Source organism: Serratia sp. FDAARGOS_506 (assembly GCF_003812745.1).
Taxonomy (GTDB): domain Bacteria; phylum Pseudomonadota; class Gammaproteobacteria; order Enterobacterales; family Enterobacteriaceae; genus Serratia.
Map to the genome: position 1 here is coordinate 3,748,622 of NZ_CP033831.1, position 21,907 is coordinate 3,770,528.

The window sequence follows — 21,907 nt, forward strand, 5'->3', positions numbered from 1 at the left end:
ATTAATTTTAATCGCCGATAGGATTAAATAGATAATAAACGAACGTCATTTTTTATTGGCCGTTCGGGCTATTTATGTCTGGCCCACGGTCTCCTGCACCAGTTGGCGAAAGCGTTCGACGATTGGCGAAGCCGGACTGTGGCGCAGCGCCAGGTAGAGCGGGGCGCTGAGCTGCGCTTCTTCGGGGAGGGGGCGGTAGACGATGCCATCGCCGCCCAGCCGCCGCATCGAGCCGGGCACGATTGACAGCCCCAGCCCGGCGCCGACCAGGCTGAGGGTTGCCGGCAGGCGCGGCGCTTCCTGCACGATGCGCGGGCTGAAGCCGGCACGGTGGCAGGCGGCCAGGATGGCGTCGTACAGCCCCTGGCCGGCCGGGCGGCGATAGAGAATAAACGCCTCGTGCGCCAGTTCGGCCAACGGCAGCGGCTGCTGCGTTTCTTGCGCCAGCCGGTGGCCCAGCGGCAGGGCAACGATCATCGGCTCGCTGAGCACCGGCTCTACGCTCAGGCCGGGAATGCCGCTGGCTGGTGAGCGCACGAAGGCGGCGTCGAGGCGCTGTTCCAGCAACGCCTCCATCAGTTCGCCGCTGCCGGCTTCTTCCAGCTGGGTGGTGATGCCCGGCAGGATGTCGCGGTAGCGGCGCAGCAGGTTGGGCACGAACGGATGCAGCGCGGCGGAACTGGTGAAGCCGATGGCGATGTGCCCCTGCTCGCCGCGCGCGGCGCGCTGCACCGCTTCGCGCAGGCTTTCGGCGCGCGCCAGCAGGGCGCGTGCTTCTTCGAACAGCACGCCACCCGCTTCGGTGACGCGCACGCCGCGCGGCAGGCGCTGCAACAAGGTTACGCCCAGTTCATCTTCCAGCCCCTGCAGCAGGCGGGTCAGCGGCGGCTGCTGGATAAACAGCCGCTCGGCAGCGCGGGTGATATTGCCTTCTTCCACCACGGTGACGAATGCCCGCAGGCGACGCAGTTCGATCATAGCCATACCTCAAAGGTATCTTTAGTTGTTCCGGAATGCATTAGACATCATGGCACGGCGGCGCGCATGATACCAGACATCAAAACAAGCGATATGGAACGGCAATGTCATGTCAGATATCAATACGTTAAAACCACACCCGGCGGCAGCGCCGGGCAACGCGGAGCTGTTTATGGGCTTTTTGTGGCTGGGGCTGATTGGCTTCGGCGGCGTGCTGCCGCTGGCGCGCAGCATGTTGGTGGAGCGCCGGCGCTGGCTGAGCGGCGAACAGTTCACCGAGCTGCTCGGGCTGTGCCAGTTTCTGCCCGGCGGCAACGTGATCAACCTGTCAGTGGCGGTGGGCATGGAATTTCGCGGGCTGCGCGGCGCGCTGTGCGCCTTGCTGGGCCTCATCAGCGCGCCGACGGCGATCGTGGTGGGATTAGGCGTGGTTTACGCCCGCTTCCAAAACGATCCGCATGTACAGCATGTGTTCGCCGGGCTGGCCGCCGCCGCTGCCGGGCTGCTGCTCTCGACCGGGATCAAAATGCTGCTGCCGCTGCGCAGTAAATGGCCGGCACTGGCGATAGTCGGGCTGGCGCTGATCGCTATCGCCTGGCTGCGCCTGCCGCTGTTGCCGACCATGTTGGTGCTGGCGCCGCTGAGCATTCTGCTGATGTGGCGGTGGCCGTCATGAGCGGGGTGTTGATTGCGCTGGCGCTGATCTTCACCGAGCTCTCTCTGCTGGCGTTTGGTGGCGGCATGACCATTCTGCCGGAGATGCAGCGGCAGGTGGTAGAGGTGCATCAATGGATGAGCGCCCAGGAGTTCAGCGCGCTGTTCGCCATGGCGCAGGCCGCGCCGGGACCGAACATGATGATCGTGCCGCTGGTCGGTTGGCACGTGGCCGGCTGGGCGGGGCTGCTGGTTTCTTCTATCGCCAAGTTCGGGCCGTCTTCCATCGTCACGCTGCTGGTGATGGGCGCCTGGCGACGCTTTAAGGATCGCCCGTGGCGCCGCATCGTGCAGGCCGGGCTGGTGCCGCTGACCGTAGGGCTGGTGGCGGCCAGCGGCATCTTGATCGCCGAGGCTTCCGCACCCAGCTGGCGGCTGGCGGCGATCGTGGCGCTGGCGACGGGATTGAGCATGAGCAAGCGCCTCCATCCTCTGTGGGTGCTGGCGGGCGGCGCGCTGCTCGGGTTGCTGTTCGCCTGAAGGGTTAGCGCGGGATCAGCACAAAGCGCGAAGGGCCGCCGCGATCGATCAGCTCATAGCGCTTTGGCGCGGTCAGGGCCAGAAACGCCACCATGCCGCCTTCGGCGTCGGTCAGCGTCATGCCGTCCGGCGTCGGCCGCCAGGCGACCGGCAACGTTTGCAGCGCCAGCGGCTGCAGGCACTCGGCGGAGGCGCTGAAGCGGAAGGCGTTGGTGTTGGCCACCGCTTCGTCGCTCAGCTGCACCTCGCAGACGGTTTTACCGTCGCCGATGGCGGCGAGCTGCCAGTCGCCCTTCAGCGCGGCGGGTTCCAGCAACGGCAGTGAACTGCCCAGGGCACTGCTGCACAATACGCTCATAACGACTCCTGTCAGGCTGGCGCGGCGCAAGGCGCGCATAAGGAAAAGGGCTGGCATCGGGTCACTCCTTTCGGCTGTCCGTTCACACCTTAGCATGTTCCCAGCGGGATGATGAGGCAAAGATTAGGTTTTTTAATCCTCGATTATTCTGATCTAACCGGCGATAAAACGCTCAAAAAGGCGAGCCATTACCCCGCCAATATACTTATCTTTCTCATTAATACATTGCAAATACAAATTGTTATGATTCTCTCTGTCTCAACGGAGGCGCGATGGAGCGCGGGCGGGCGGGCTCGCGCCGCCGGGGTGAGTCACTATACTGGTCAATCCTAAGCCTTGGCTTAGATTAGAACGACTGATGAATAGTCTTACAAAGCGAGTGGATTCCAACTGTGTAAAAGGAGAATGCAATGAGCAGTCGCCACAACGATATTTTGCAAGATGACGATGAGTTCACCAGCCTGTCCGCCACATCCCCCAACGATCATAACTACCAGTTTTACTATCACCAGCCCGGCAGCCTCTATGATGGGTTAGGGTACGGCGCGCTGTTTACGCTGGACAACGCCAACCTGTACAGCAACCAGCGCGGCGGAGCAGCCATTAATAATTTGGGTAAAATCCGCGATAATTTCAGCTTCGATCGCGCCGCCGATCAGCTGACGCGGCCAGGCCTGACGCACAACGGCGATCAGGTGTATCACCAGCCGGTGGCGCTGACCTATTCCTTCCTGACGCAGAGCGCGTTGAACCGCATCGGCCAGACCGGTGACGGTGACAAGGGGTTGCAACCGCTGACTCAGGCGGCGCAGGCACAGGCGCTGAAATCGATGCAGGCCTGGGCCGACGTGGCGAACGTGACCTTTACCGAAACGGCATCCACCGATATCCATCATCGCGCGGACATCACCTTCGCATACTTCACCCAGCGCGCTGACGGCAGCGCCGCCGCCGGCAGCGGCCCGAATGCCATTAACGCTTACGCCTATTACCCGCCGAGCTCCAAAGCGGGCAGCGATAACGCCTTTGCCGGCACGGTGTGGTTCAACAAAAACTTTGCCACCCATCAGGCGCCGGTTAGCGGCGACTTCAGCAGCCAGACCTTCACCCACGAGCTGGGGCATGCCCTGGGGCTGGCGCACCCGGGATCTTATGACGCCTCGTTGGGCAACCCGAGCTACCAGAACGATGCCGCTTACTATCAGGATTCGTTGCAATACTCGATCATGAGCTATTTCAACGCCGGTTATACCGGCGCCGACACCAAAGGGGTGTATGGCTATGGCCCGATGGTGGATGACATCGCTGCGATCCAAAAATTGTACGGCGCCAATATGAGCACCCGCACCGGCGACACGGTGTACGGCTTCAACTCCAACACCGGGCGCGATTTCCTGACCGCCACGGCGGACAACGGCAAACCGGTCAATTTCACGGTGTGGGACGCCGGCGGCAACGACACGCTGGACTTCTCCGGCTACAGCCAGCAGCAGATGATCAACCTGAACGACGGCGCGTTCTCCAGCGTCGGCGGCGGCACGCAGAACGTCGCCATCGCGCGCGGGGCGATCATCGAGAACGCCATCGGCGGCAGCGGGCGCGATGTGATCATCGGCAACGATCAGGACAACCTGCTGGCGGGCAACGCCGGTTCGGACATCCTGTACGGCGGCCTGGGGGCGGATCATCTGTGGGGCGGCAAAGACGCCAACAACTTCACCGACTATTTCGTCTATCTCAATGCCAAAGAGTCCACGGTGGCGGCGTTCGACGTGATTGAAGACTTCGAGCACGGCATCGACAAAATCGATCTCTCCGGCCTGCGCTTCAACAACAGCCTGAGCGAGCTGCGCTTTATCGACAGCGGCAGCGCCTTCAGCGGCCAGAAGGGCGAGATCCAGCTCAATTTCGACGCCTTCAACGGCACCACCGATCTGCTGATGAACACCCAGAGCAACAGCTATGCCGCCGACTTCAAGATCCATGTGGTCGGGCAGGTGGAGCAGAGCGATATTCTGTTTGCCTGAGGGCGATGAAGGGGAAAGAGAAAAGGGCCGAACGGCCCTTTTTTACGCCTGGGCCGCCGCCGCGCTTTCCGCCACGAAGGAGCCGGTCGTCACCGCGCCGGCGCGGCGGTAGTGGGCTACGATCACGCCGCCGGGCGAGACCACCGATTGGGCCAGCGTGAAGGCCGCCGGTGCCGCGTTTTCATCGAACAGCCGCTTGCCGCCGCCGAGCAGCACCGGGTAGGTGAGCAGGCGCAGTTCGTCCACCAGATCGTTGGCCAGCAGCTGTTGCATCAGCGTGCTGCTGCCCTGCACCAGCAGCACCGGCCCCTGGGTGCGCTTCAGCTCGCGCAGCCGGGCGATGATGTCCTGCCCCAGCCACTGGCTGTTTTGCCAGCTCAGCGTCTCGCCGTGGTGGGTGGCGACGTACTTGACCGCCTGATTGAACGAGCGGGCGATGCCGGCGGCAAATTCGTCGAACAGATCGGAAGCGGTGTCGGTAGTGATATGCGGCCAGTAACCGGCGAAAATGTCGTAGGTGCGCCGCCCCAGCAGTAGGTCGAACGGTGCGGAGAAAAGATCGCCCATCGTGTCCGCAATGGCGTCATCCCAGTAGGGGGCTGTCCAGCCCCCGAAGCGAAAGCCGCCGGCGCGATCTTCGTCCGGCAGGCCAGGCGCCTGCATCACGCCGTCGAGGCTGACGAAGGCGCTGGCAATAATCTGTCGCATGGCTGTCTCCTGCAATTGAGTGCCAGCTGAAAGTTTAGCCGCCGCGCGGCGGCTGCGCCAACCGGCCGCTCAGGGCTGCAGCGCTTTGAGCAGCGCCTGATGGAAACGCTCCGGTTCCTCCATTTGTGGCGCATGGCCCAGCCCGGCGAACTCGATCAGCGTGGCGTGCGGGATCAGCTTCGCCGCCTGTTTGCCCAGCTCCGCGTATTGGCCGATCCTGGCCTTGACCGCCGGCGGGGCGATATCGCTGCCGATGGCGGTGGTGTCGGCGGTGCCGATCATCAGCGTGGTGGGGGTTTGCAGATCCTTGAACTCGTAGTAAACCGGCTGGGTGAAGATCATGTCGTAGATCAGCGCCGAGTTCCACGCCACCAGGCGATGGCCCGGCCCGTTGTTCAGCCCGGCCAGCATATCCACCCAGCGATCGTACTCCGGCTTCCAGCGGCCGCCGTAGTAGGTGCGCTGCTCATAGTTGCGGATGCCGTCGGCGGTGGTGTTCAGCTCGCGCTCGAACCATTGATCGACGCTGCGCCACGGCACGCCTTTCGCCTTCCAGTCTTCGAGGCCGATCGGGTTGACCATGACCAATTGCTCCACTGCCTGCGGATACATCAGGCTGTAGCGCGTGGCCAGCATACCGCCGGTGGAATGGCCGATGACGATGGCCCGGCTGATTTTCAGGTTATGCAGCAGGCCGTGGGTGTTTTGCGCCAACTGCTGGAAGCTGTACTGGTAATGTGCCGGTTTGGTGGAAGAGCAAAAGCCGATTTGATCCGGTGCGATCACGCGGTAGCCGGCCTTGCTTAGCGCCTTGATGGTGTCCTGCCAGGTGGCGGCGCAGAAGTTCTTACCGTGCAGCAGCAGCGCGGTGCGGCCGTTGGCGGCGCCTTCCGGCGGCACGTCCATATAGCCCATTTTTAACGGCTGCCCCTGCGAGGTGAAACTGAACTGCTGCAACGGATAAGGGTAGTGAAAACCCTGCAGCTCCGGGCCGAACTTCGGCGTTTCGGCGGCGGCGGGGAACGCGGCCAGCGTGGCGCACAGCAGCGCGCTACGGGTGAATCTCAGCATCCTGATCTCCTGAAAAACGGGCGATAGCCGAGTATAGCCATAATCAGGGCGTCGGCGCGCCGGCGGTTTCAGATAATTCTGTAATGTTAGGGCCCGATCCCGGGCAAGGTTCCGGCCACGGCCTTGTACACAGTGAACGCGGTCACGCCGCGCAACATTGGCGGTGCCTGATGGTTTTATTTCAAGGCTAAGTTATGCGATGCTTAAGCATTATTTATGCAAAAGGATCCTCGCATGTCCGCTTTATCCCGCTGCGCTTTCAGCGAAGGCAGCGTCGCTTTGCCGGAAGGCTATGCCGATCGCACCGTCAACGTGCTGTTGGCCGGCGATGATGTTTCCCCCTCAATCAATATTTCCCGCGATGCGCTGCAACCGGCGGAAAACCTGGAAAGCTACGTCACTCGCCAGCTCGACGCGCTGGCGCAGGGGCTGAAAGGCTGGGCGTTCAAAAGCCGCGAGCCTGCGACGCTGGGCGATGGATTGACCGCCGGCGAGTGGGTGCGCGCCAGCTACCTGCGCGACGGCAAACGCATCTGGCAAAACCAGGCGGTGTTCGCGCTGGCGGAGGGCCGGGTGCTGGTGTTCACCCTGGCGATGGCGCGCAAGCTGACGCCGCAAGACGACGCGCTGCTGTTGCAGGTGTTGAGCAGCTACCGGGTGGCATAACGATGAACTCTTCACGTAAAAGGACCTTACGATGACCGAAGCGGCTCGCGTCGGCGATACCATCGGGCATTCCCATGCCCTGGCCGGCATGATTGCCGGCACCATTGTCGGCGGCCTGATCGCCGCCGCAGGCGCATTGGCGGCGGGTGCGCTGTTCGTCGCCGGCCTGGCGGCTTCTTGTGTCGGCGTCGGCGTACTGCTCATCGGCGCCAGCGTAGCGGTGGGGTATCTCACCGGGGAGGCGGCCACCGCGGCACGCGACGGCATTGCCGACGCCGGTGCCGGTAGCCTGACCCCCAAAGGCAATATCGTCACCGGCTCCCCCAACGTCTTCATCAACGGCAAACCCGCCGCGCTCGCCACCAACAGCCAGGTGGCCTGCAGCGACGACGGCCCGAGCATGCAGATGGCGCAGGGCTCCGACAAGGTCAGCATCAACGGCCAGCCCGCCTCGCGCGTGGGGGACAAAACCAACTGTGACGCCCAGGTGATGGAAGGCTCGCCCAACGTGTTTATCGGGGGCGGCACCGTCACCACCTTGCCGATCAAGCCCGAAGTGCCGGATTGGTTGTACAAGGTCTCTGACCTGACGCTGCTGTTCGCCGGTCTGGTGGGCGGCGCGGGCGGCGCCGCCGGCAAGCTGGGGGCGCTGGGCAAACTGCTGGGCAAGCTGCCCGGCATCAATAAACTGGCGCGCATCGCCTGCCGCGCCGGCACCCTGATGACCGCGACCGCCGCCGTCGGCATTATCGCCCGGCCGGTGGATATCGTCAGCGGCCAGAAATTCCTCGACGGCGAAGACGATCTCGATTTCGTGCTGCCATCGCGCCTGCCGGTTGCCTGGCAGCGCTATTGGCGCAGCGGCAACCCCGGCGACGGCGTACTGGGCCGCGGCTGGAACCTGTTCTGGGAGAGCAGCCTGCAGCCGTATCAGGACGGCCTGGTGTGGCGCGCGCCTTCCGGCGACTTCGTCGCTTTCCCCAGGGTGCCGCGCGGCCACAAAACCTACTGCGAAGCCGAAAAATGCTGGCTGATGCACAACGACGACGGCAGCTGGCAGCTGTTTGACGTCGGCGAACAGATTTTCCACTACCCGCCGCTGGCGGGCGACCAGCCGAGCCGGCTCAGCATGATCACCGACGCCATCGGCAACGCCACCTCGCTGTTTTACGACGACGAAGGGTTGCTGAGCGAACTGGTGGACAGCGCCGGGCAGCGCCTGATGTGCCGCTATGCGCAGGGCCGCCTGCGCGAAGTGGCGCTGCAAACCGCCGAAGGCGAACGGACGCTGGCGCGCTACGGCTACGATGAGCAGGGCCAACTGACGACGGTGAGCAACCGCGCCGGTGAGGTAACACGCCGCTTCGGCTGGCGCGACGGCCTGATGATCAGCCACCAGGACGCCGCCGGGCTGCTGAACGAATACCAATGGCAAGAGATCGACGGCGTGCCGCGCGTGACGGCCTACCGCAACAGCGCCGGGGAATCCCTTGAGTTCGGCTATGACTTCGCCGGCGGGTGCCGCAGCGCGGTGCGCGGCGACGGCAGGCGGGCGGAGTGGCGGCTGGATGACGACGACAACGTGGCGCAGTACACCGATTTCGACCAGCGTCGCTACGGTTTTATCTACCAACGCGGCGAGCTGTGCAGCGTGCTGCTGCCCGGCGGCGCGCAGCGCCAGAGCGAATGGGATCCCTACGGCCGCCTGCTGTCGGAGACCGATCCGCTCGGCCGCGTGACGCGCTATCAATATTCTCGCAACAGCGGCCGGCTGTTCGCCGTCGCGTACCCGGACGGCAGCAGTGAAGCGCAGCACTGGGACACGCTGGGGCGCCCGACGCGCTATGTCGATGCGCTGGGCAACGCCACGCTGTACCGCTATCCGGATGACGAAGAGAGCCTGCCGGCCGGCGTGATCGACGCGCTGGGCGGGGAAGTGAAGCTGGAGTGGGACGCCCGCGGCCAGCTGACGCGTTACACCGACTGTTCCGGCAGCGTCACGGCTTATACCTACGATGCGCTGGGGCAACTGACGGCGCAGACCGATGCCGAAGGCCACCAGACGCGCTACCTATGGGATAACGGCGGGCGCCTGCATACCCTGATCCACCCGGACGGCGGCGAAGAGCGCTTTAACTGGAATGCGCACGGCCAGCTGGCCGAACATCAGGACGCACTGGGCAGCCTGACCCACTGGCAGTACAACGCCCTGGGGCTGCCGGTCAGCATCACCGACCGCATCAACCGCACCCGGCGCTATCACTACAGCCCGCAGGGCTGGCTGACGCGGCTGGAGAACGGCAACGGCGGCGAATACCGCTTCAGCTACGATGCGGTGGGCCGCGTGCTGGCCGAAGAGCGCCCGGACGACACTCGCCACTATTATCGCTACGGCGCAGCCGGGCTGCTGGAGGAGCACCGCGAGGTCGGCCTGCCCGGCAGCGCGGGTGAGCTGACGCAGCGCGAACAGCGCTTCCGCTTCGACGAGGCCGGGCAGCTGGTCTGGCGCGGCAACGCCAGCGCGGAATGGCATTACCGCTTCGACGCCATGGGGCGGCTGCGCGAGCTGAACCGCCTGCCGACGGCGAGCGGCGCGGTGCTGGGCATCGAGCCGGACAGCGTGCAGATGCGCTATGACGCCGCCGGGCGGCTGCTCGGCGAACAGGGCGTGAACGGTGAGCTGCAATACCAGTGGGATGCGCTGGCCAACCTGCAGGCGCTGACGCTGCCGCAGGGCGATCGCCTGCAGTGGCTGTATTACGGCTCCGGCCACGCCAGCGCCATTAAATTCAACCAGCAGGTGGTAAGCGAATTCACCCGCGATCGCCTGCACCGGGAAACCGGCCGCAGCCAGGGCGCACTGCAGCAGCAGCGGCGTTACGACGCCATGGGCCGCCGCAGCTGGCAGAGCAGCGCCTTCGGCCACGATAAACTGACCCGGCCGGAAGACGGCGTGCTGTGGCGCGCTTATCGCTATACCGGCCGCGGCGAGCTGGCCGGGGTGAGCGACGCGCTGCGCGGCGAAGTGCACTACGGTTACGACGCCGAAGGCCGCCTGCTGCAACACCGCGAGCCCAATCAGGGCAAACCGGGCGCGCGGCTGGTGTACGATCTGGCGGATAACCTGCTGGGCGAACGCAGCCCGCAGAGCGACATCGACGCGCACCTGCCGCTGGCGCCGATCGCCGACAACCGGCTGACGCACTGGCAAAAACTGTTTTACCGTTACGACGCCTGGGGCAACCTGATCAGCCGGCGCAACGGCCTGTACGAACAGCACTACCGCTACGACGCCGACAATCGGCTGGTGCAGGCGCATGGCCGCGGCCCACAGGGCGAATTCGAGGCGCAGTACCATTACGATGCGCTGGGCCGCCGCAACCGCAAGGCGGTGCGCTACAAGGGCAAAACCGAACAGACGACCCGTTTCCTGTGGCAGGGTTACCGGTTGCTGCAGGAGCAGCGCGACGACGGCAGCCGCCGCAGCTGGAGCTACGATCCGGCCAGCCCGTGGAGCCCGCTGGCGGCGCTGGAGCAGGCGGGCGACAGCTGCTCGGCAGATATTTACTGGTATCACACCGATCTGAACAGCGCGCCGCTGGAAGTGACCGACGCGGCGGGCAACCTGTGCTGGTCCGGGCAATACGACACCTTCGGCAAGCTGCAGGGCCAGACGGTGGCCGGCGCGGCGAAGCGGCAGGGCGCGCAATATCAGCAGCCGCTGCGCTACGCCGGGCAATATCAGGACGACGAAAGCGGCCTGCACTACAACCTGTTCCGCTACTACGAACCCGAGGTGGGGCGTTTCACCACGCAGGATCCGATAGGGTTGCGTGGCGGGTTGAACCTTTATCAGTATGCGCCGAACCCGCTGATGTGGGTGGATCCGTTTGGGTTGACAGTGCAAACATTGATACACTACACCACTGAAGAAGGATTAAAAGGGATTTTAGATAGCGGTGAACTTAGGGCATCATCTGGGCCAATTCACGCTCGTTTTGGTGACGGGCAATACCTAACAGATATAAAACCAGAAAAAATTGGTGGCCGAACACTCAAAGAAGCAGCAGGGACAGGCAAGTTATCACTTGGGCAGGTAGCTCACAATTTATATGGTGACTCAAGGAAAATTAATAGTATTACACATTATGTAGAAATTGATGTCACTGGTTTGGATGTGTCTGAACCTAGACCAAATACATTCAGGGTTGCAAGCACGGGGAACCTTGATATATCTAAACGTATAGTTAAAAGTGGAAAAAGTTGTGGAAATTGATAAAAGCTACTATAAAGGTGCATGTGAGCTCATTTCTGGCGAAGGGAGGATCTATACTGAGTTTAATGGCGATGTTGCAACAAGACAAATAACTATAATAAATGATTTGTATTATTCATCCTCATCTTTGGAAGATTGGCACGAAGATATAGGTTTTTTACTTTATGATGGTAAGAAAAGTGAGCTTGATCTTTCTGAGTCAAAGTTGATAACTAGTCTTGAATTTGAAAGTGAATGGGATAAAGCAATCACCACTGATGTTTTGAATGACTATGTCAGTTTTAGTTATGGTGATGCATCTATTCCTTTGTCAAAATCTAAAATGATCATTCATATTGTGAATAATAAGGGTAAGTGGGGAAAAGGCTTTGTTGTTCCTCTTTCAAAACGATATCCAGCAGTAAAGGAAGAATATTTAAAGTGGTTCTCTGAAAAAAAGGATTTTTTTCTCGGGAATGTACAATTCATCTGTGTGAACGAAAATGAGCGGATATATGTTGCAAATATGTTGGCTCAGGATGGGCTAAAGAAAAGTAAAGATGATAATGCTCAGTATGTTTCATATGAAGCACTTAAAGAATGCCTAAGTTTGGTTTCTGATTATGCATTAAAAGAAAGGCTTAGTATACAATTGCCTATGATTGGTGCAGGATTGGGAGGTGGTGATTGGGATGCTATTTTTTCCCTAATCAAAGAGCGCTTAGCAAGAAAGAAAATAAAATGCAACATCGTTAAATTAGGTTGAATGAGAGTGACATGAACTTCTATACTTTCAGTAGCTTTACATTTGGCGATAACTTGATTTGTTTTCCCGATCCGAAATCAAGATTGTCCAGCTTTTTTATTTGGAATGAAGGTGATGGTAATTTCCTATCCTACTCACTGCCAAAAGGGAAAATGCCAAGCGTTTTGAGTAGTGACACTTTTAATTTGCATGACTATTTTCCTGCCAGTCTCGGAATTCAAATTTTTTCCAAAAGAGCTAAGGCTGTATTTGAACGTAAGGTTTCTTCTGAAATGTCATTCTATGAGTGCGCGGTAGAAAACGTAACTGAAACGATGTTTCTGTGTAAAGTGAATAATTATTTTTCAATTATTGATGAGGAAGCCTCGACGTTCAGAGAACTTGAGGATGGAAGCAAGCTCATTGATGTGCCTGCTTACAAGTGTGACAGGGAGTTCTTTATTGCTAGGGATAGCATCTATTGTGAAAGAATAATTGTCTCTCAGCAGTTTGTTGACCTATGTAATGAAGAACAGCTAAACATAGGCTTTGAGCGTTGCTAATTGACGTTCCCAAAAGATGCTCACTATCTTCTTACCCCCAAAACTAAATACCCAATGTGCCATTAATCAGGGTGCGACAGTGCCCGCCGATCCAGGGTTCGCCGTCAATAAAGCGCACGCTCACGCGGCCATCTCGATTCAGTTGGGTGCCCTGGCGCACCTGGTAGCCCTGTGCGGTCTGGCCGCCGTCGGGAAAGCGGTTAGCCTTCAATAAGCGCGCCAGGCAGGCGTTGGCGCTGCCGGTCACCGGATCTTCAATCAAGGCGCCGCATTCCACCATAAACGCGCGCATTTCGTAATCGGCCGGTTCGGTTGCGGAGCAGGCGCCATAGATCACCACGCCATCCACATCACACGCCGTTTGCAGCTGTTTAATCGTGGCCTGATCCGGCGTTACCGCCAGGCAGGATTGTGCATCAGGCAGGCGCACCATCAGCCAGCGGATGCCCATCTCGGCAATCACCGGCGGGGTGCCTGTTGCAATCACAGCGGGCCGTAAAGCGGCCATCAGCCGTTCTGTTTCCTCAGCCGCCATTGGGCGGAACTCAACGTCGGGCGCGGCGAACGCCAATGTGCCTTCCGGCTGGATATTGACCGCCACCAGGCCGACGCCGCATTCCTGCATCACCGTCCCAGGCCGTTTGGGTGCCAATCCGGCTTCCAGCAGGGCGTGGGCGGTGCCCAGCGTCGGGTGGCCGGCGAAGGGCAGCTCTTTTTCGGTGGTGAAAATGCGCACTTTATAATCCGCCGCCGGGTGCGTCGGTTTAAGCACAAAGGTGGTTTCCGAAAGATTGGTCCAACGGGCCAATGCCAGCATTTGCGCGGTGCTCAGCCCCTCGGCCTCCAGCACCACCGCCACGGGGTTGCCCTGCAGCGGCGTGCGGGTAAACACGTCCACCTGTTTGTAGGCGCGGGGTGTCACATCATCACTTCTGAGCATTGGCCATCATCCATTATCAACAAAACCTGATGATAACGATATTCGCCAATGGCTTCAAAGGGTTGAGTTTTGTTTTGAGATACCCGCCCGTCGCCATTTCAGCGTTGGCTTGGCGAACATCACCAGGTTGCCCAGCAGGATCAGGCACAGGCCCAGCACGGCGTTGAAGTGCCACTGATAGCCTTCGTAGATCGTTGAGATGGTCAGCCCCACCAGCGGGAACAACAGGGTGCTGTAAGCCGCCGCGCCGGCGCCGATGCGGCCGAGCAGGCTGAAATAAGCGGCGAAGGCGATCACCGATCCGAAAATTGCCAGGTACAGCAGGGAGCCGATATAGCGGCTGCTGTATTCCATCTGGAACGAGGCGCCCTGCGCCAAGGCGATCAGCGCCATCAACAGCGCGCCGTAGGTCATGGCGTAGGTGTTGGTGGAAAAGATATCCAGCCCGCGGCGCTGATGGCGCGTGCTGATCATGTTGCCCAGAGAGAAGCCGTAGGTGCCGAGCGCGCTCAGGCCGATGCCTTTGAGCAGCTCCGGCGCCATGCGGGTGGCGGCCAGATCTTGCCAAAACAGTGCCACGATGCCGGTCAACCCCAGCAGCGCCGCCGGCAGCAGGTTGGGGCTGGGGCGCTGGCGGAAAAACAGCAGGCTGTTGAGGGCGTTGAACAGTACCGCCATCGAGAAGATCACCGATTCCAGCCCGCTGCTGATGTAGGCGGCCGCGTGGTAGAAGCAGAAGAAGTTGAAGCCGAACACGCAGCAGCCCTGCAGCACGCAGAACATATGATCGCGCGGAGCGAGGCGGCGCAGGCGGCGCGTTAGCAGCAGCACGGCGAACATCACCGCGGCGGAAATGGCGAAGCGGTAAGCGATCGATACGGGAATGGCCACCGGCCCTTCCTGTTGCAGAGTGATCGCAATCCAGGTGGTGCCCCAAATCAGCACCACGGCGAGGTACAACAGCGCATTCATTCTATTTGTTACTCCGAAAAAACCGATGGCGCAGTATCCGCTTTGGCGCGCTTTGGCGCTTGCAGCGCTTTGCGCCCAGTTGCATATTCTTGCGCTTTTTTTGCCAAAAGCGCAGGGCGGCGGCTGGTATGCGGCGGCGCCACTCTTTACACTGTCGGCATGTCGAACAACGGGGCCGGCGATGTCCAACTATCAGGCGTTTGAAACACTGCGTGAACATAAGGCGCGGCTGCACGGCAGCGTGCTACTGGGCACCGGCGTGGAGCTGGCCGCCTGGTCCAACTGCAACGATCGCGTCACGCAGGAAAGCGCCGACCACCATACCCTGAGCCTGTACGTCGCCGACGGCTATGAGTGCTATCAGCAGGTGCCGGGCGGCTGGCGTAACGGCGGCGGGCCGGATCGGTTCTGCATCATGCCGCGCCAATATGCCTCCACCTGGGACGTGCGCAGCGATCTGTCGTTCGTGCACCTGTATTGCACCGACGGGCATCTGCGGCAGCTGGCGGAGCAGACCTGGGGTCGCAGCCCGGCGGCGATCAACGTAGAGCCGCGCAGCTTCGGCGAAGATCCGCAGATCACGCTGCTGTATCGCCAGTTTTTGCTCAACTGCGACTGGCGGGACAGCGCCAATCTGCTGGCGCTCAGCAGCGCGTCTAACCTGCTGATGTCGCATCTGATCCAGCGTTACAGTCAGCTGCAGTGGAAACTGCCGCAGGCGCGCGGCGGCCTGGCGCCTGCGGTGGCCAGGCGGGTGCGGGACTATATCGAAAACCACCTCGATCGGCCTTTGCTGTTGGCGGATCTGGCGGCGCAGGCCGGGTTGAGCGAATACCATTTCGCCCGCATGTTCAAGCACGCCACCGGGCTGGCGCCGCACCAGTTTGTGATGCGCGCCCGGCTGCAACGCGCGGAACGGCTGCTGCGACACAGCCAACAGCCGATCACCGAGATCGCGCTGGCGTGCGGCTTCAGCTCCGCCAGCCATTTCAGCAACCGCTTCAAGGCGGCCTATGGATTTGCTCCGCTGCAGGTGCGGCAGGGGCGCTAACCGGAAGGGAGAGCGGCATGGGTCAACAATTTGCCGGGCTGGGCGTGTTGTTTGTCGCCGGATTCGGGCCCGTCACGCGTGAGAGCGACGAGAGCAAGGCGTTTTATGTCGAGGCGCTGGGGCTGCCGCTCAAACCGATGCCAGGCAACGAAACCTATCTGCTGTCGGAGCAAGGCGCGCTCGACGGCGTGAAGCATTTCGCCCTGTGGCCGCTGGCGCAGGCGGCGCAGTCCTGCTTTGGCGACGATCGCTGGCCGGCGGATCTCGCGGTGCCGCAGGCGTGGATCGAGTTCGACGTGGCCGACATGGCGGCCGCCACCCAGGGGCTGGTCGATCGCGGTTATCGGCTGTTGGTCGCCAACCGCGAAGAGCCGTGGGGGCAGAGCGTTACCCGTTTGCTCAGCCCGGAAGGGTTGCTGGTCGGCGTCACCTATACGCCCTGGCTGCGGTAAACGCCACGCCGTTCGCCGCCGCCTGCCGGCGGTGGGCGGCTTAAGAACAAATACGCATTAGCTTAAAGCGGTCTGCGCTATAGACCCATCAAATCCCCGAGTGGTTTCCTTTCCTGGAAGCAGAAATTCCGTTCATTGCGTAAAAACCAATGGCCAGAACGCGCTATTACCATGCCATTTTACGGCGATTTTTCCCCGTCTTTTTTTGCCGCCAGGTGCCTGATAGGAATAGAGATTATTCTTATATTTCTGCCAATCGTTAAGAAATAATAATGATTATCGTTTTCAACCACGGAAAGGAGAAGGAACGATGAAAACAGTGAAGCGAACGGGCATCGCGCTGGCGATAGCCCTGACTTTCCCCCTGGCATTGCCCGCCGCTACGGCGGCGCAACCCTCCCTGACTAACAGTAAGGTGGCAACGATGACGGAAAAACACGGGCAGTTCATTGCGGTCGGTAAAGTGGTGCAGGTGACCTTCGGCGATTTCGCCTTCAAGCTGGATTTTACCGATGACAAGACCATGACCTTCACCGGCATCGGCGAGGCGTCGCAGGGCATCACCGACACCGTGCAATACACCGCAGTGGAGATTCGGCCGAAGGTCTATATGGTCTATTGGCACGAACCTCAGTCCGGCGACAACGTGACGCATATCGAGGACTTTGAGCGCGGCGAGGTGTACACCAACATCGCCGCCAAGGACGGCAGCTTCACCCATCTGAAAGGGCAGCTGAAAATCGTAGGTCACTCAGGAAAATAAGGAGCAGTTATGAAAAAGGCATTGATCACCTGTGCGATCGTCGGCGGCTTGCTGGCGAGTTACCCGGCGCTGTCAACGGATCAGGCGGCGTCTTACAAATCGGCCGGCAAAGGCGGTTATCATCATGCCCAGCAGAAGCTGAAGGTGGTGGAAGATCTGTACGCGGGCTTTTTCAACCGCCACGACATCGGCGTGGCGCAGAGGCTGATTGTGGAAAACTACAAGCAGCATAACCCGTTCGTCGGCGACGGCATCAAGCCGTTCCTGGATTTCTTCAGCCAGACCTTTAAGGACAATCCGCAGTACAGTGCCAAAATATACCGCAGCGCGGTCAACGGCGATCTGGTCTATGTTCACGTCAAATACCAAAATAACCCGCAGGATCGCGGCACCGCCAGCGTGGATATTTATCGGGTGAACGATCAGGGGAAAATCACCGAGCATTGGGACGTCAATCAGGATGTGCCGGAAAAATCGGCCAACGACAATACCATGTTCTGATCCGCAAGGGCCGCTGCGGCGGCCCTCAACACGCCCGCAACACTTTATTTACTTACATAAATATTAAATGACCGCCGCGTCGAGTAGGCTACGGCCGCCTTTGGCAGTGGTGGCACGGTTGATGGGCGTCATTGTCCCACCACTGCTTGAGGCGTTTCCCCGCATTTCCCGTTATCCCGCGCGTTGACTCTCCACTTTTTTGAACTGATGGCGCAGCTGCAGCGCATTGCAAAGCACCAACACCGCCGTCACGGCGAATACCCAACGGAACCCCATCATCGCCGAAATGCCCGAGCCCAGCAGTGGGCCGACGACGTTGCCCAGGTACATAAAGGATTGGTTGTAGCCGAAGATGCGCCCGGTCACCTGATCAGAGGAATACTTCAGCAGCAGCGCCTGCACCGCCGGCATCAGCGCGCCGTCGGCAAAGCCGAGCAGGAAGCGCAGAATGCCCAGCTGCAATGGCGTATTGACCCAGGCCATCACGGCGAACAGGCCGGTGGTGAACAGCAGCGCGGCGATCAGGATGCGTGCGGTGCCGATGCGATCGCCGAGCCGCCCGAGGCGCGGTGCCGAGATCAGCGCCGCAATGCCGGGCACGGCGGCGATCATGCCGCTGACAAAGGCGATATTGCTGACGTCGCCCGACAGCTCGCGGATGAACAGCGTCAGGATCGGGCTGATGGACGAGTTGGCCAGCTGGATCATCAGGGTACAAACGAACAGGGTGACGATCAGCGTCGGATAGGGCAGCGAACGGAATACCGCCTTGCCGCTCAGCTGATCCGCTTTTTTCACCGTGATGCGCCGCTCTTTAATCAGGAACAGCGTCACCAGGAAGCTGACGAACATCAGCCCGGCGGTGACGAAAAACACCACTCGCAGCCCCAGATGATCGGCCATCAGCCCGCCCAAGAGCGGCCCGGCGATCACGCCGGAGATCTGCCCGGTAGAGAGCGTACCCAGCGCCCAACCGCTTTTATCGCGCGGCGCCTGCGAGGCGACCAGCGCCATGGCGTTGGGAATATAGCCGGACGTCAGCCCCATCAGGGCGCGCAGCGCGAACAGCTGCCAGACGTTGGTGGCCAGCCCCTGCAGCGCGATGACGATCGCCATGCCCAGTGAGGCGCGCAGCAGCATCAGCTTGCGGCCTTTGCGGTCGGCCAGGCTGCCCCACAGCGGCGACACCACCGCCGAGACCAAAAAGGTGCCACTGAACACCAGACCGGACCACAGGCTGAGGGATTGGTGATCGCTGATGCCGAGCTGTTCGACGTACAGCGGCAGAAAAGGGAGGATTTGGCTCATCGCCAGCCCGGTGAAGAAACACCCGAGCCAGACCGAGATCAGATTAACTTTCCACGCTTCCATCGGCTTACCGTACCACGTTGAATAAGGAGGGATTTATTAAGCAAAATAATAATAACACTGCAAATTAATTGGCGAGGGGCAAATGCGTGAGCAAACGTAACCCTGCCGACGCAGTGTCTTTTTGCTATATATTAATAGCTATATTATCATAGGTAACTGGGTTAAGCCAGAGCGGCGCGGAGACCGCGCGATCCGGCGGTGTGAAAGCAGGGATAAACTGAACGCTATCGATTAATGCCAATGAAAAAAGATCATCCTGAAGACGTGACGCTGCTGCGCACGCAGTTAATGTCGCTGGTGCGCCGTTTGCGGCGCGAATCGCGCAGCGACGAAAAATCCTGGGCCCAGCTGATGCTGTTGGGGGCTATCGATCGCCACGGCGGCGAGGCGACGCCGTCGCTGCTGGCGGAGTCGGAGCGCATGCGCTCCTCTAACCTGGCGGCCGCGTTGCGTGAGCTGGAGGCCGATGGTTTGCTGGTGCGCACGCCGGACGCCGAAGACAAACGCCGGGTGCGGGTGCGCCTGACCCCCTCCGGGCTTGGCCTGCTGCAGCAAAGCCGCAGCCGGCGCGAGGCGTGGCTGCTGGCGGCGATGGAGAGCTGTTTAACGGAGCGGGAGCAGGCGCTGTTGATTGAGGCGGGGGCCTTGATGGCGCGGCTGGCGGCGGCGCCGTCAACGGAAACGGAATAATCGGCGGGGCGACCGGTGCGCCGCCCCTGCGGCGAGATTACGGCATCGGCCAATCGGTCGGCATGGTGCTAACTACGTCCACGTAGCGATCCCAGGCCGATGACCAGAATTGGGTGAAGGCTTCCAGGGTGAGGTGAATGCCCATCAGGCCCATCACGAACCAGCAGGCGGTAAACAGGCCCAGGCTGCTGAACATGAACGCCATGCCGTTGCGGCTGGTTTTACGGCAAACGACGTTTAACTGGCTGGCGAAGAACATCATCACGGCGCTCAGTAACTCCCAGCGCATCATGACTAAACCGGTGGCAATGGTACTCATCGAACTCGATCCTATGTAACAAAAAGCCGCATTCGGCAGGGCGCCGACAGGGAAATGCGGGGGAATAACGGGAATAGTGTGATTTAGATCACATTGTAGCATTGGGGCGAACGGCGGCTCAATGGGGAGCGCGGTGAAAAAAACGCCGACGGTAACATTCCAATATGCTGAAACAGTTATGCCATTTCATTAGCAACCTTTTCATGGGGCGGTGCGCCCGATAACGCTATGCTTGCCGGCTTTTCAGTTCCCTGATTTTGCGGGGAAATGTGACGCAAAAGGTATCGGCACCGCATGGCCCTGTTAAAAGAAAAAATTCGCGACCACTCTGCGGAAGAGAGGCTGTTTATCCGCCGGGCAGGCGTAGCGCTGGCGCTGGTGGTGGTCTGTTTCGGCGCGCTGATCGTCAATCTCTACCGGCTGCAAATCCGCCAACACGGCTTTTACCAGACGCGCTCCAACCAGAACGACATCAAGATGCTGCCGATCGCCCCCAGCCGCGGGCTGATCTTCGATCGCAACGGCATTCCGCTGGTGCGAAACGTGACACTGTATCGTATCGAGGTCACGCCCAGCAAAATCAGTGACATGGCGGCACTGTTACAGGCACTGACGCCGATCGTCGACCTGACGCCGGAAGACATCAGCGCGTTTCGCGACGACATGCACCACAACAGCCGCTACAAACCGGTGACGCTCAAAGCAGGACTGAGCGACACCGAGGTGGCGCGTTTTGCCGTCAATCAATATCGTTTCGACGGGGTGACAATCGATACCTATCAACAGCGTGAATATCCTTACGGCGCCCAGCTGGCGCACGTGTTGGGCTATGTGTCGAAGATCAACGACAGCGATCTCAAACGCTTGGACAAGGCTGGGCTGAGCGAGAACTATGCCGCCGACCGCAACATCGGCAAACAGGGCATCGAGGCCTATTACGAGTCCGAACTGCACGGCACCACCGGCTATCAGGAGGTGGAAGTCGATAACCACGGGCGGGTGATCCGCCTGCTGAAGGAGCAGCCGCCGAAGGCCGGCAAGAACATCTACCTGACGCTGGATCTGCCGCTGCAGCAGTACATTGAATCGGTGCTGAAGGGGCAGCGCGCCGCCGTGGTGGTCGAAGATCCGCGCGACGGGGGCATCCTCGCGATGGTCTCCAGCCCCAGCTACGATCCCAATCCTTTCGTGAAAGGCATCGGCTATCAGGCCTATAAGGCGCTGCTGACCAACCCGGATTTGCCGCTGATCAATCGCGTCACTCAGGGCTTGTATCCGCCGGCGTCGACGGTGAAGCCCTACATGGCCGTTTCGGCGCTGTTCGCCGGGGTGATCACGCCCACTACCACCTTTTTTGGCGCGCCGACCTGGACGCTGCCCGGCACCGAACGCCGCTACCGCGACTGGCTGAAAACCGGCCATGGCATGCTCAATGTCACCAAAGCGATCGAGGAATCCGCCGACACCTTCTTTTATCAGGTGGCGTATGAAATGGGCATCGATCGTATCCACCACTGGCTGAGTCAGTTCGGCTACGGCCAGTCCACCGGCATCGATCTGAACGAAGAGTACCGCGGCGTGCTGCCGAGCCGCGACTGGAAGCTGAAGGTGCATAAAAAGGGCTGGTATCAGGGGGATACGGTTTCGGTGGGCATCGGCCAGGGGTATTGGGTGGCGACGCCGATCCAGATGGTAAAAGCGCTGACCACGCTGATCAACAACGGCCAGGTGAAAACGCCGCATCTGCTGTATTCACTGCAGCAGGGCAACCGGGTGACGCGCTACCAGCCGCCGGCGCAAGCGGCGCAGATCGGCGATCCCCATTCGCCTTACTGGGGCATAGTGCGCAACGGCATGTACGGCATGGCCAATTTGCCGAACGGCACCGGTTACAAGCTGTTCCATACCGCACCGTATCAGATCGCCGCCAAATCCGGCACCTCGCAGGTGTTCAGCCTGAAGCAAAACCAAACTTATAACGCCAAAATGATCCCGGTGCGGCTGCGCGATCACATCTTCTATACGCTGTTCGCGCCTTATAAAACCCCACGGGTGGCGATGGCGCTGATCCTGGAAAATGGCGGCGGCGACGGCGTGGTGGCGGGGCCGACCGCTCGCGCGATCCTCGACCACATTTTTGACCCAGCCAACGCCCCGCAGCCCGGCGATACGGCGCAAAGTAAACCGCAGTTAAACGACAGTGCGGATGTGCAACGGTGATGCGGTTTGTTTTTACTTTCTTACAAACTGCAATCTCCTGACCATATCCGGCAAGGTAGACTG

Annotated in this window: 21 protein-coding genes; 13 read left to right on the forward strand and 8 right to left on the reverse strand. The window is 60.4% G+C overall.

Annotation, left to right across the window (positions count from 1 at the left end; all coding sequences use genetic code 11):
- Positions 1 to 72: 72 nt before the first annotated feature.
- A complete protein-coding gene (locus tag EGY12_RS18245) occupies positions 73 to 984 on the reverse strand; it encodes a LysR family transcriptional regulator (RefSeq protein ID WP_123894880.1) in 912 nt (303 codons plus the stop codon).
- 103 nt (positions 985 to 1,087) lie between these two features.
- Between EGY12_RS18245 and EGY12_RS18250 the strand changes: the two genes are divergently transcribed.
- On the forward strand, positions 1,088 to 1,654 hold the full coding sequence (locus tag EGY12_RS18250) for a chromate transporter (RefSeq protein WP_123894881.1): 567 nt from the start codon (positions 1,088 to 1,090) through the stop codon (positions 1,652 to 1,654).
- Positions 1,651 to 2,172 (forward strand): chromate transporter, encoded by a 522-nt coding sequence (locus EGY12_RS18255; RefSeq protein WP_025302761.1) that lies wholly within the window; start codon positions 1,651 to 1,653, stop codon positions 2,170 to 2,172. The genes EGY12_RS18250 and EGY12_RS18255 overlap by 4 nt, the downstream gene beginning before the upstream one ends.
- A 4-nt stretch (positions 2,173 to 2,176) precedes the next feature.
- On the opposite strand, the gene EGY12_RS18260 is transcribed toward EGY12_RS18255, so the two are convergent.
- A complete protein-coding gene (locus EGY12_RS18260) occupies positions 2,177 to 2,530 on the reverse strand; it encodes an AprI/Inh family metalloprotease inhibitor (RefSeq protein WP_123894882.1) in 354 nt (117 codons plus the stop codon).
- A 410-nt stretch (positions 2,531 to 2,940) separates the two neighbouring features.
- Here EGY12_RS18260 and EGY12_RS18265 point away from each other — a divergent pair, with 410 nt between their 5' ends.
- Positions 2,941 to 4,557, forward strand: a complete 1,617-nt coding sequence (locus tag EGY12_RS18265; RefSeq protein WP_123894883.1) for a serralysin family metalloprotease — start codon at positions 2,941 to 2,943, stop codon at positions 4,555 to 4,557.
- A gap of 42 nt (positions 4,558 to 4,599) precedes the next feature.
- Here EGY12_RS18265 and EGY12_RS18270 read toward each other — a convergent pair whose 3' ends face one another.
- Both EGY12_RS18270 and EGY12_RS18275 read right to left on the reverse strand, forming a co-directional pair.
- Positions 4,600 to 5,265: a dihydrofolate reductase family protein gene (locus EGY12_RS18270; protein ID WP_123894884.1), complete on the reverse strand. Its 666-nt coding sequence runs from the start codon at positions 5,263 to 5,265 to the stop codon at positions 4,600 to 4,602.
- 69 nt (positions 5,266 to 5,334) lie between these two features.
- The gene (locus EGY12_RS18275; protein ID WP_123894885.1) at positions 5,335 to 6,336 is read right to left on the reverse strand and encodes an alpha/beta fold hydrolase; all 1,002 of its coding nucleotides are present in this window, start codon (positions 6,334 to 6,336) and stop codon (positions 5,335 to 5,337) included.
- A gap of 234 nt (positions 6,337 to 6,570) precedes the next feature.
- On the opposite strand from EGY12_RS18275, the gene EGY12_RS18280 reads away from it, so the two are divergent.
- Genes EGY12_RS18280 through EGY12_RS18295 form a run of 4 tightly spaced genes read left to right on the forward strand, consistent with a single transcriptional unit; the run spans position 6,571 to position 12,565 of the window.
- Positions 6,571 to 7,002, forward strand: a complete 432-nt coding sequence (locus tag EGY12_RS18280) for a DcrB-related protein (protein ID WP_123894886.1) — start codon at positions 6,571 to 6,573, stop codon at positions 7,000 to 7,002.
- A gap of 31 nt (positions 7,003 to 7,033) precedes the next feature.
- The gene (locus EGY12_RS18285) at positions 7,034 to 11,278 is read left to right on the forward strand and encodes an RHS repeat-associated core domain-containing protein (protein ID WP_172962934.1); all 4,245 of its coding nucleotides are present in this window, start codon (positions 7,034 to 7,036) and stop codon (positions 11,276 to 11,278) included.
- Positions 11,268 to 12,023: a macro domain-containing protein gene (locus EGY12_RS18290; protein ID WP_253722849.1), complete on the forward strand. Its 756-nt coding sequence runs from the start codon at positions 11,268 to 11,270 to the stop codon at positions 12,021 to 12,023. The genes EGY12_RS18285 and EGY12_RS18290 overlap by 11 nt, the downstream gene beginning before the upstream one ends.
- 11 nt (positions 12,024 to 12,034) lie before the next feature.
- Positions 12,035 to 12,565 carry an imm11 family protein gene (locus tag EGY12_RS18295; RefSeq protein ID WP_100395828.1) on the forward strand — a complete coding sequence of 177 codons (531 nt, stop codon included), beginning with the start codon at positions 12,035 to 12,037 and terminating at the stop codon, positions 12,563 to 12,565.
- 43 nt (positions 12,566 to 12,608) lie between these two features.
- Here EGY12_RS18295 and EGY12_RS18300 read toward each other — a convergent pair whose 3' ends face one another.
- Both EGY12_RS18300 and EGY12_RS18305 read right to left on the reverse strand, forming a co-directional pair.
- Entirely contained in the window at positions 12,609 to 13,505 is an 897-nt protein-coding gene (locus EGY12_RS18300; RefSeq protein WP_123894887.1) for a PhzF family phenazine biosynthesis protein, read from the reverse strand.
- A 54-nt stretch (positions 13,506 to 13,559) separates the two neighbouring features.
- Positions 13,560 to 14,477, reverse strand: a complete 918-nt coding sequence (locus EGY12_RS18305) for a DMT family transporter (protein ID WP_123894888.1) — start codon at positions 14,475 to 14,477, stop codon at positions 13,560 to 13,562.
- Between the two features lie 181 nt (positions 14,478 to 14,658).
- Here EGY12_RS18305 and EGY12_RS18310 point away from each other — a divergent pair, with 181 nt between their 5' ends.
- The 4 genes from EGY12_RS18310 to EGY12_RS18325 all read left to right on the forward strand — a co-directional run bounded on the left by EGY12_RS18310 (position 14,659) and on the right by EGY12_RS18325 (position 17,244).
- Positions 14,659 to 15,528 (forward strand): helix-turn-helix domain-containing protein, encoded by an 870-nt coding sequence (locus EGY12_RS18310; protein ID WP_123894889.1) that lies wholly within the window; start codon positions 14,659 to 14,661, stop codon positions 15,526 to 15,528.
- Between the two features lie 17 nt (positions 15,529 to 15,545).
- The gene (locus EGY12_RS18315; protein ID WP_123894890.1) at positions 15,546 to 15,980 is read left to right on the forward strand and encodes a glyoxalase; all 435 of its coding nucleotides are present in this window, start codon (positions 15,546 to 15,548) and stop codon (positions 15,978 to 15,980) included.
- Between the two features lie 310 nt (positions 15,981 to 16,290).
- Positions 16,291 to 16,743: a MoaF N-terminal domain-containing protein gene (locus EGY12_RS18320; protein ID WP_253722852.1), complete on the forward strand. Its 453-nt coding sequence runs from the start codon at positions 16,291 to 16,293 to the stop codon at positions 16,741 to 16,743.
- Positions 16,744 to 16,752: 9 nt separating this feature from the next.
- Entirely contained in the window at positions 16,753 to 17,244 is a 492-nt protein-coding gene (locus EGY12_RS18325) for an ester cyclase (protein WP_047727596.1), read from the forward strand.
- Between the two features lie 171 nt (positions 17,245 to 17,415).
- On the opposite strand, the gene EGY12_RS18330 is transcribed toward EGY12_RS18325, so the two are convergent.
- Positions 17,416 to 18,615 carry a multidrug efflux MFS transporter gene (locus tag EGY12_RS18330; protein WP_123894891.1) on the reverse strand — a complete coding sequence of 400 codons (1,200 nt, stop codon included), beginning with the start codon at positions 18,613 to 18,615 and terminating at the stop codon, positions 17,416 to 17,418.
- A 240-nt stretch (positions 18,616 to 18,855) separates the two neighbouring features.
- Between EGY12_RS18330 and EGY12_RS18335 the strand changes: the two genes are divergently transcribed.
- A complete protein-coding gene (locus EGY12_RS18335; RefSeq protein WP_123894892.1) occupies positions 18,856 to 19,305 on the forward strand; it encodes a MarR family winged helix-turn-helix transcriptional regulator in 450 nt (149 codons plus the stop codon).
- Between the two features lie 37 nt (positions 19,306 to 19,342).
- On the opposite strand, the gene EGY12_RS18340 is transcribed toward EGY12_RS18335, so the two are convergent.
- On the reverse strand, positions 19,343 to 19,624 hold the full coding sequence (locus EGY12_RS18340; RefSeq protein ID WP_123894893.1) for a YjcB family protein: 282 nt from the start codon (positions 19,622 to 19,624) through the stop codon (positions 19,343 to 19,345).
- Between the two features lie 294 nt (positions 19,625 to 19,918).
- Between EGY12_RS18340 and mrdA the strand changes: the two genes are divergently transcribed.
- On the forward strand, positions 19,919 to 21,844 hold the full coding sequence (mrdA, locus tag EGY12_RS18345) for a penicillin-binding protein 2 (protein ID WP_123894894.1): 1,926 nt from the start codon (positions 19,919 to 19,921) through the stop codon (positions 21,842 to 21,844).
- Positions 21,845 to 21,907: the final 63 nt, after the last annotated feature.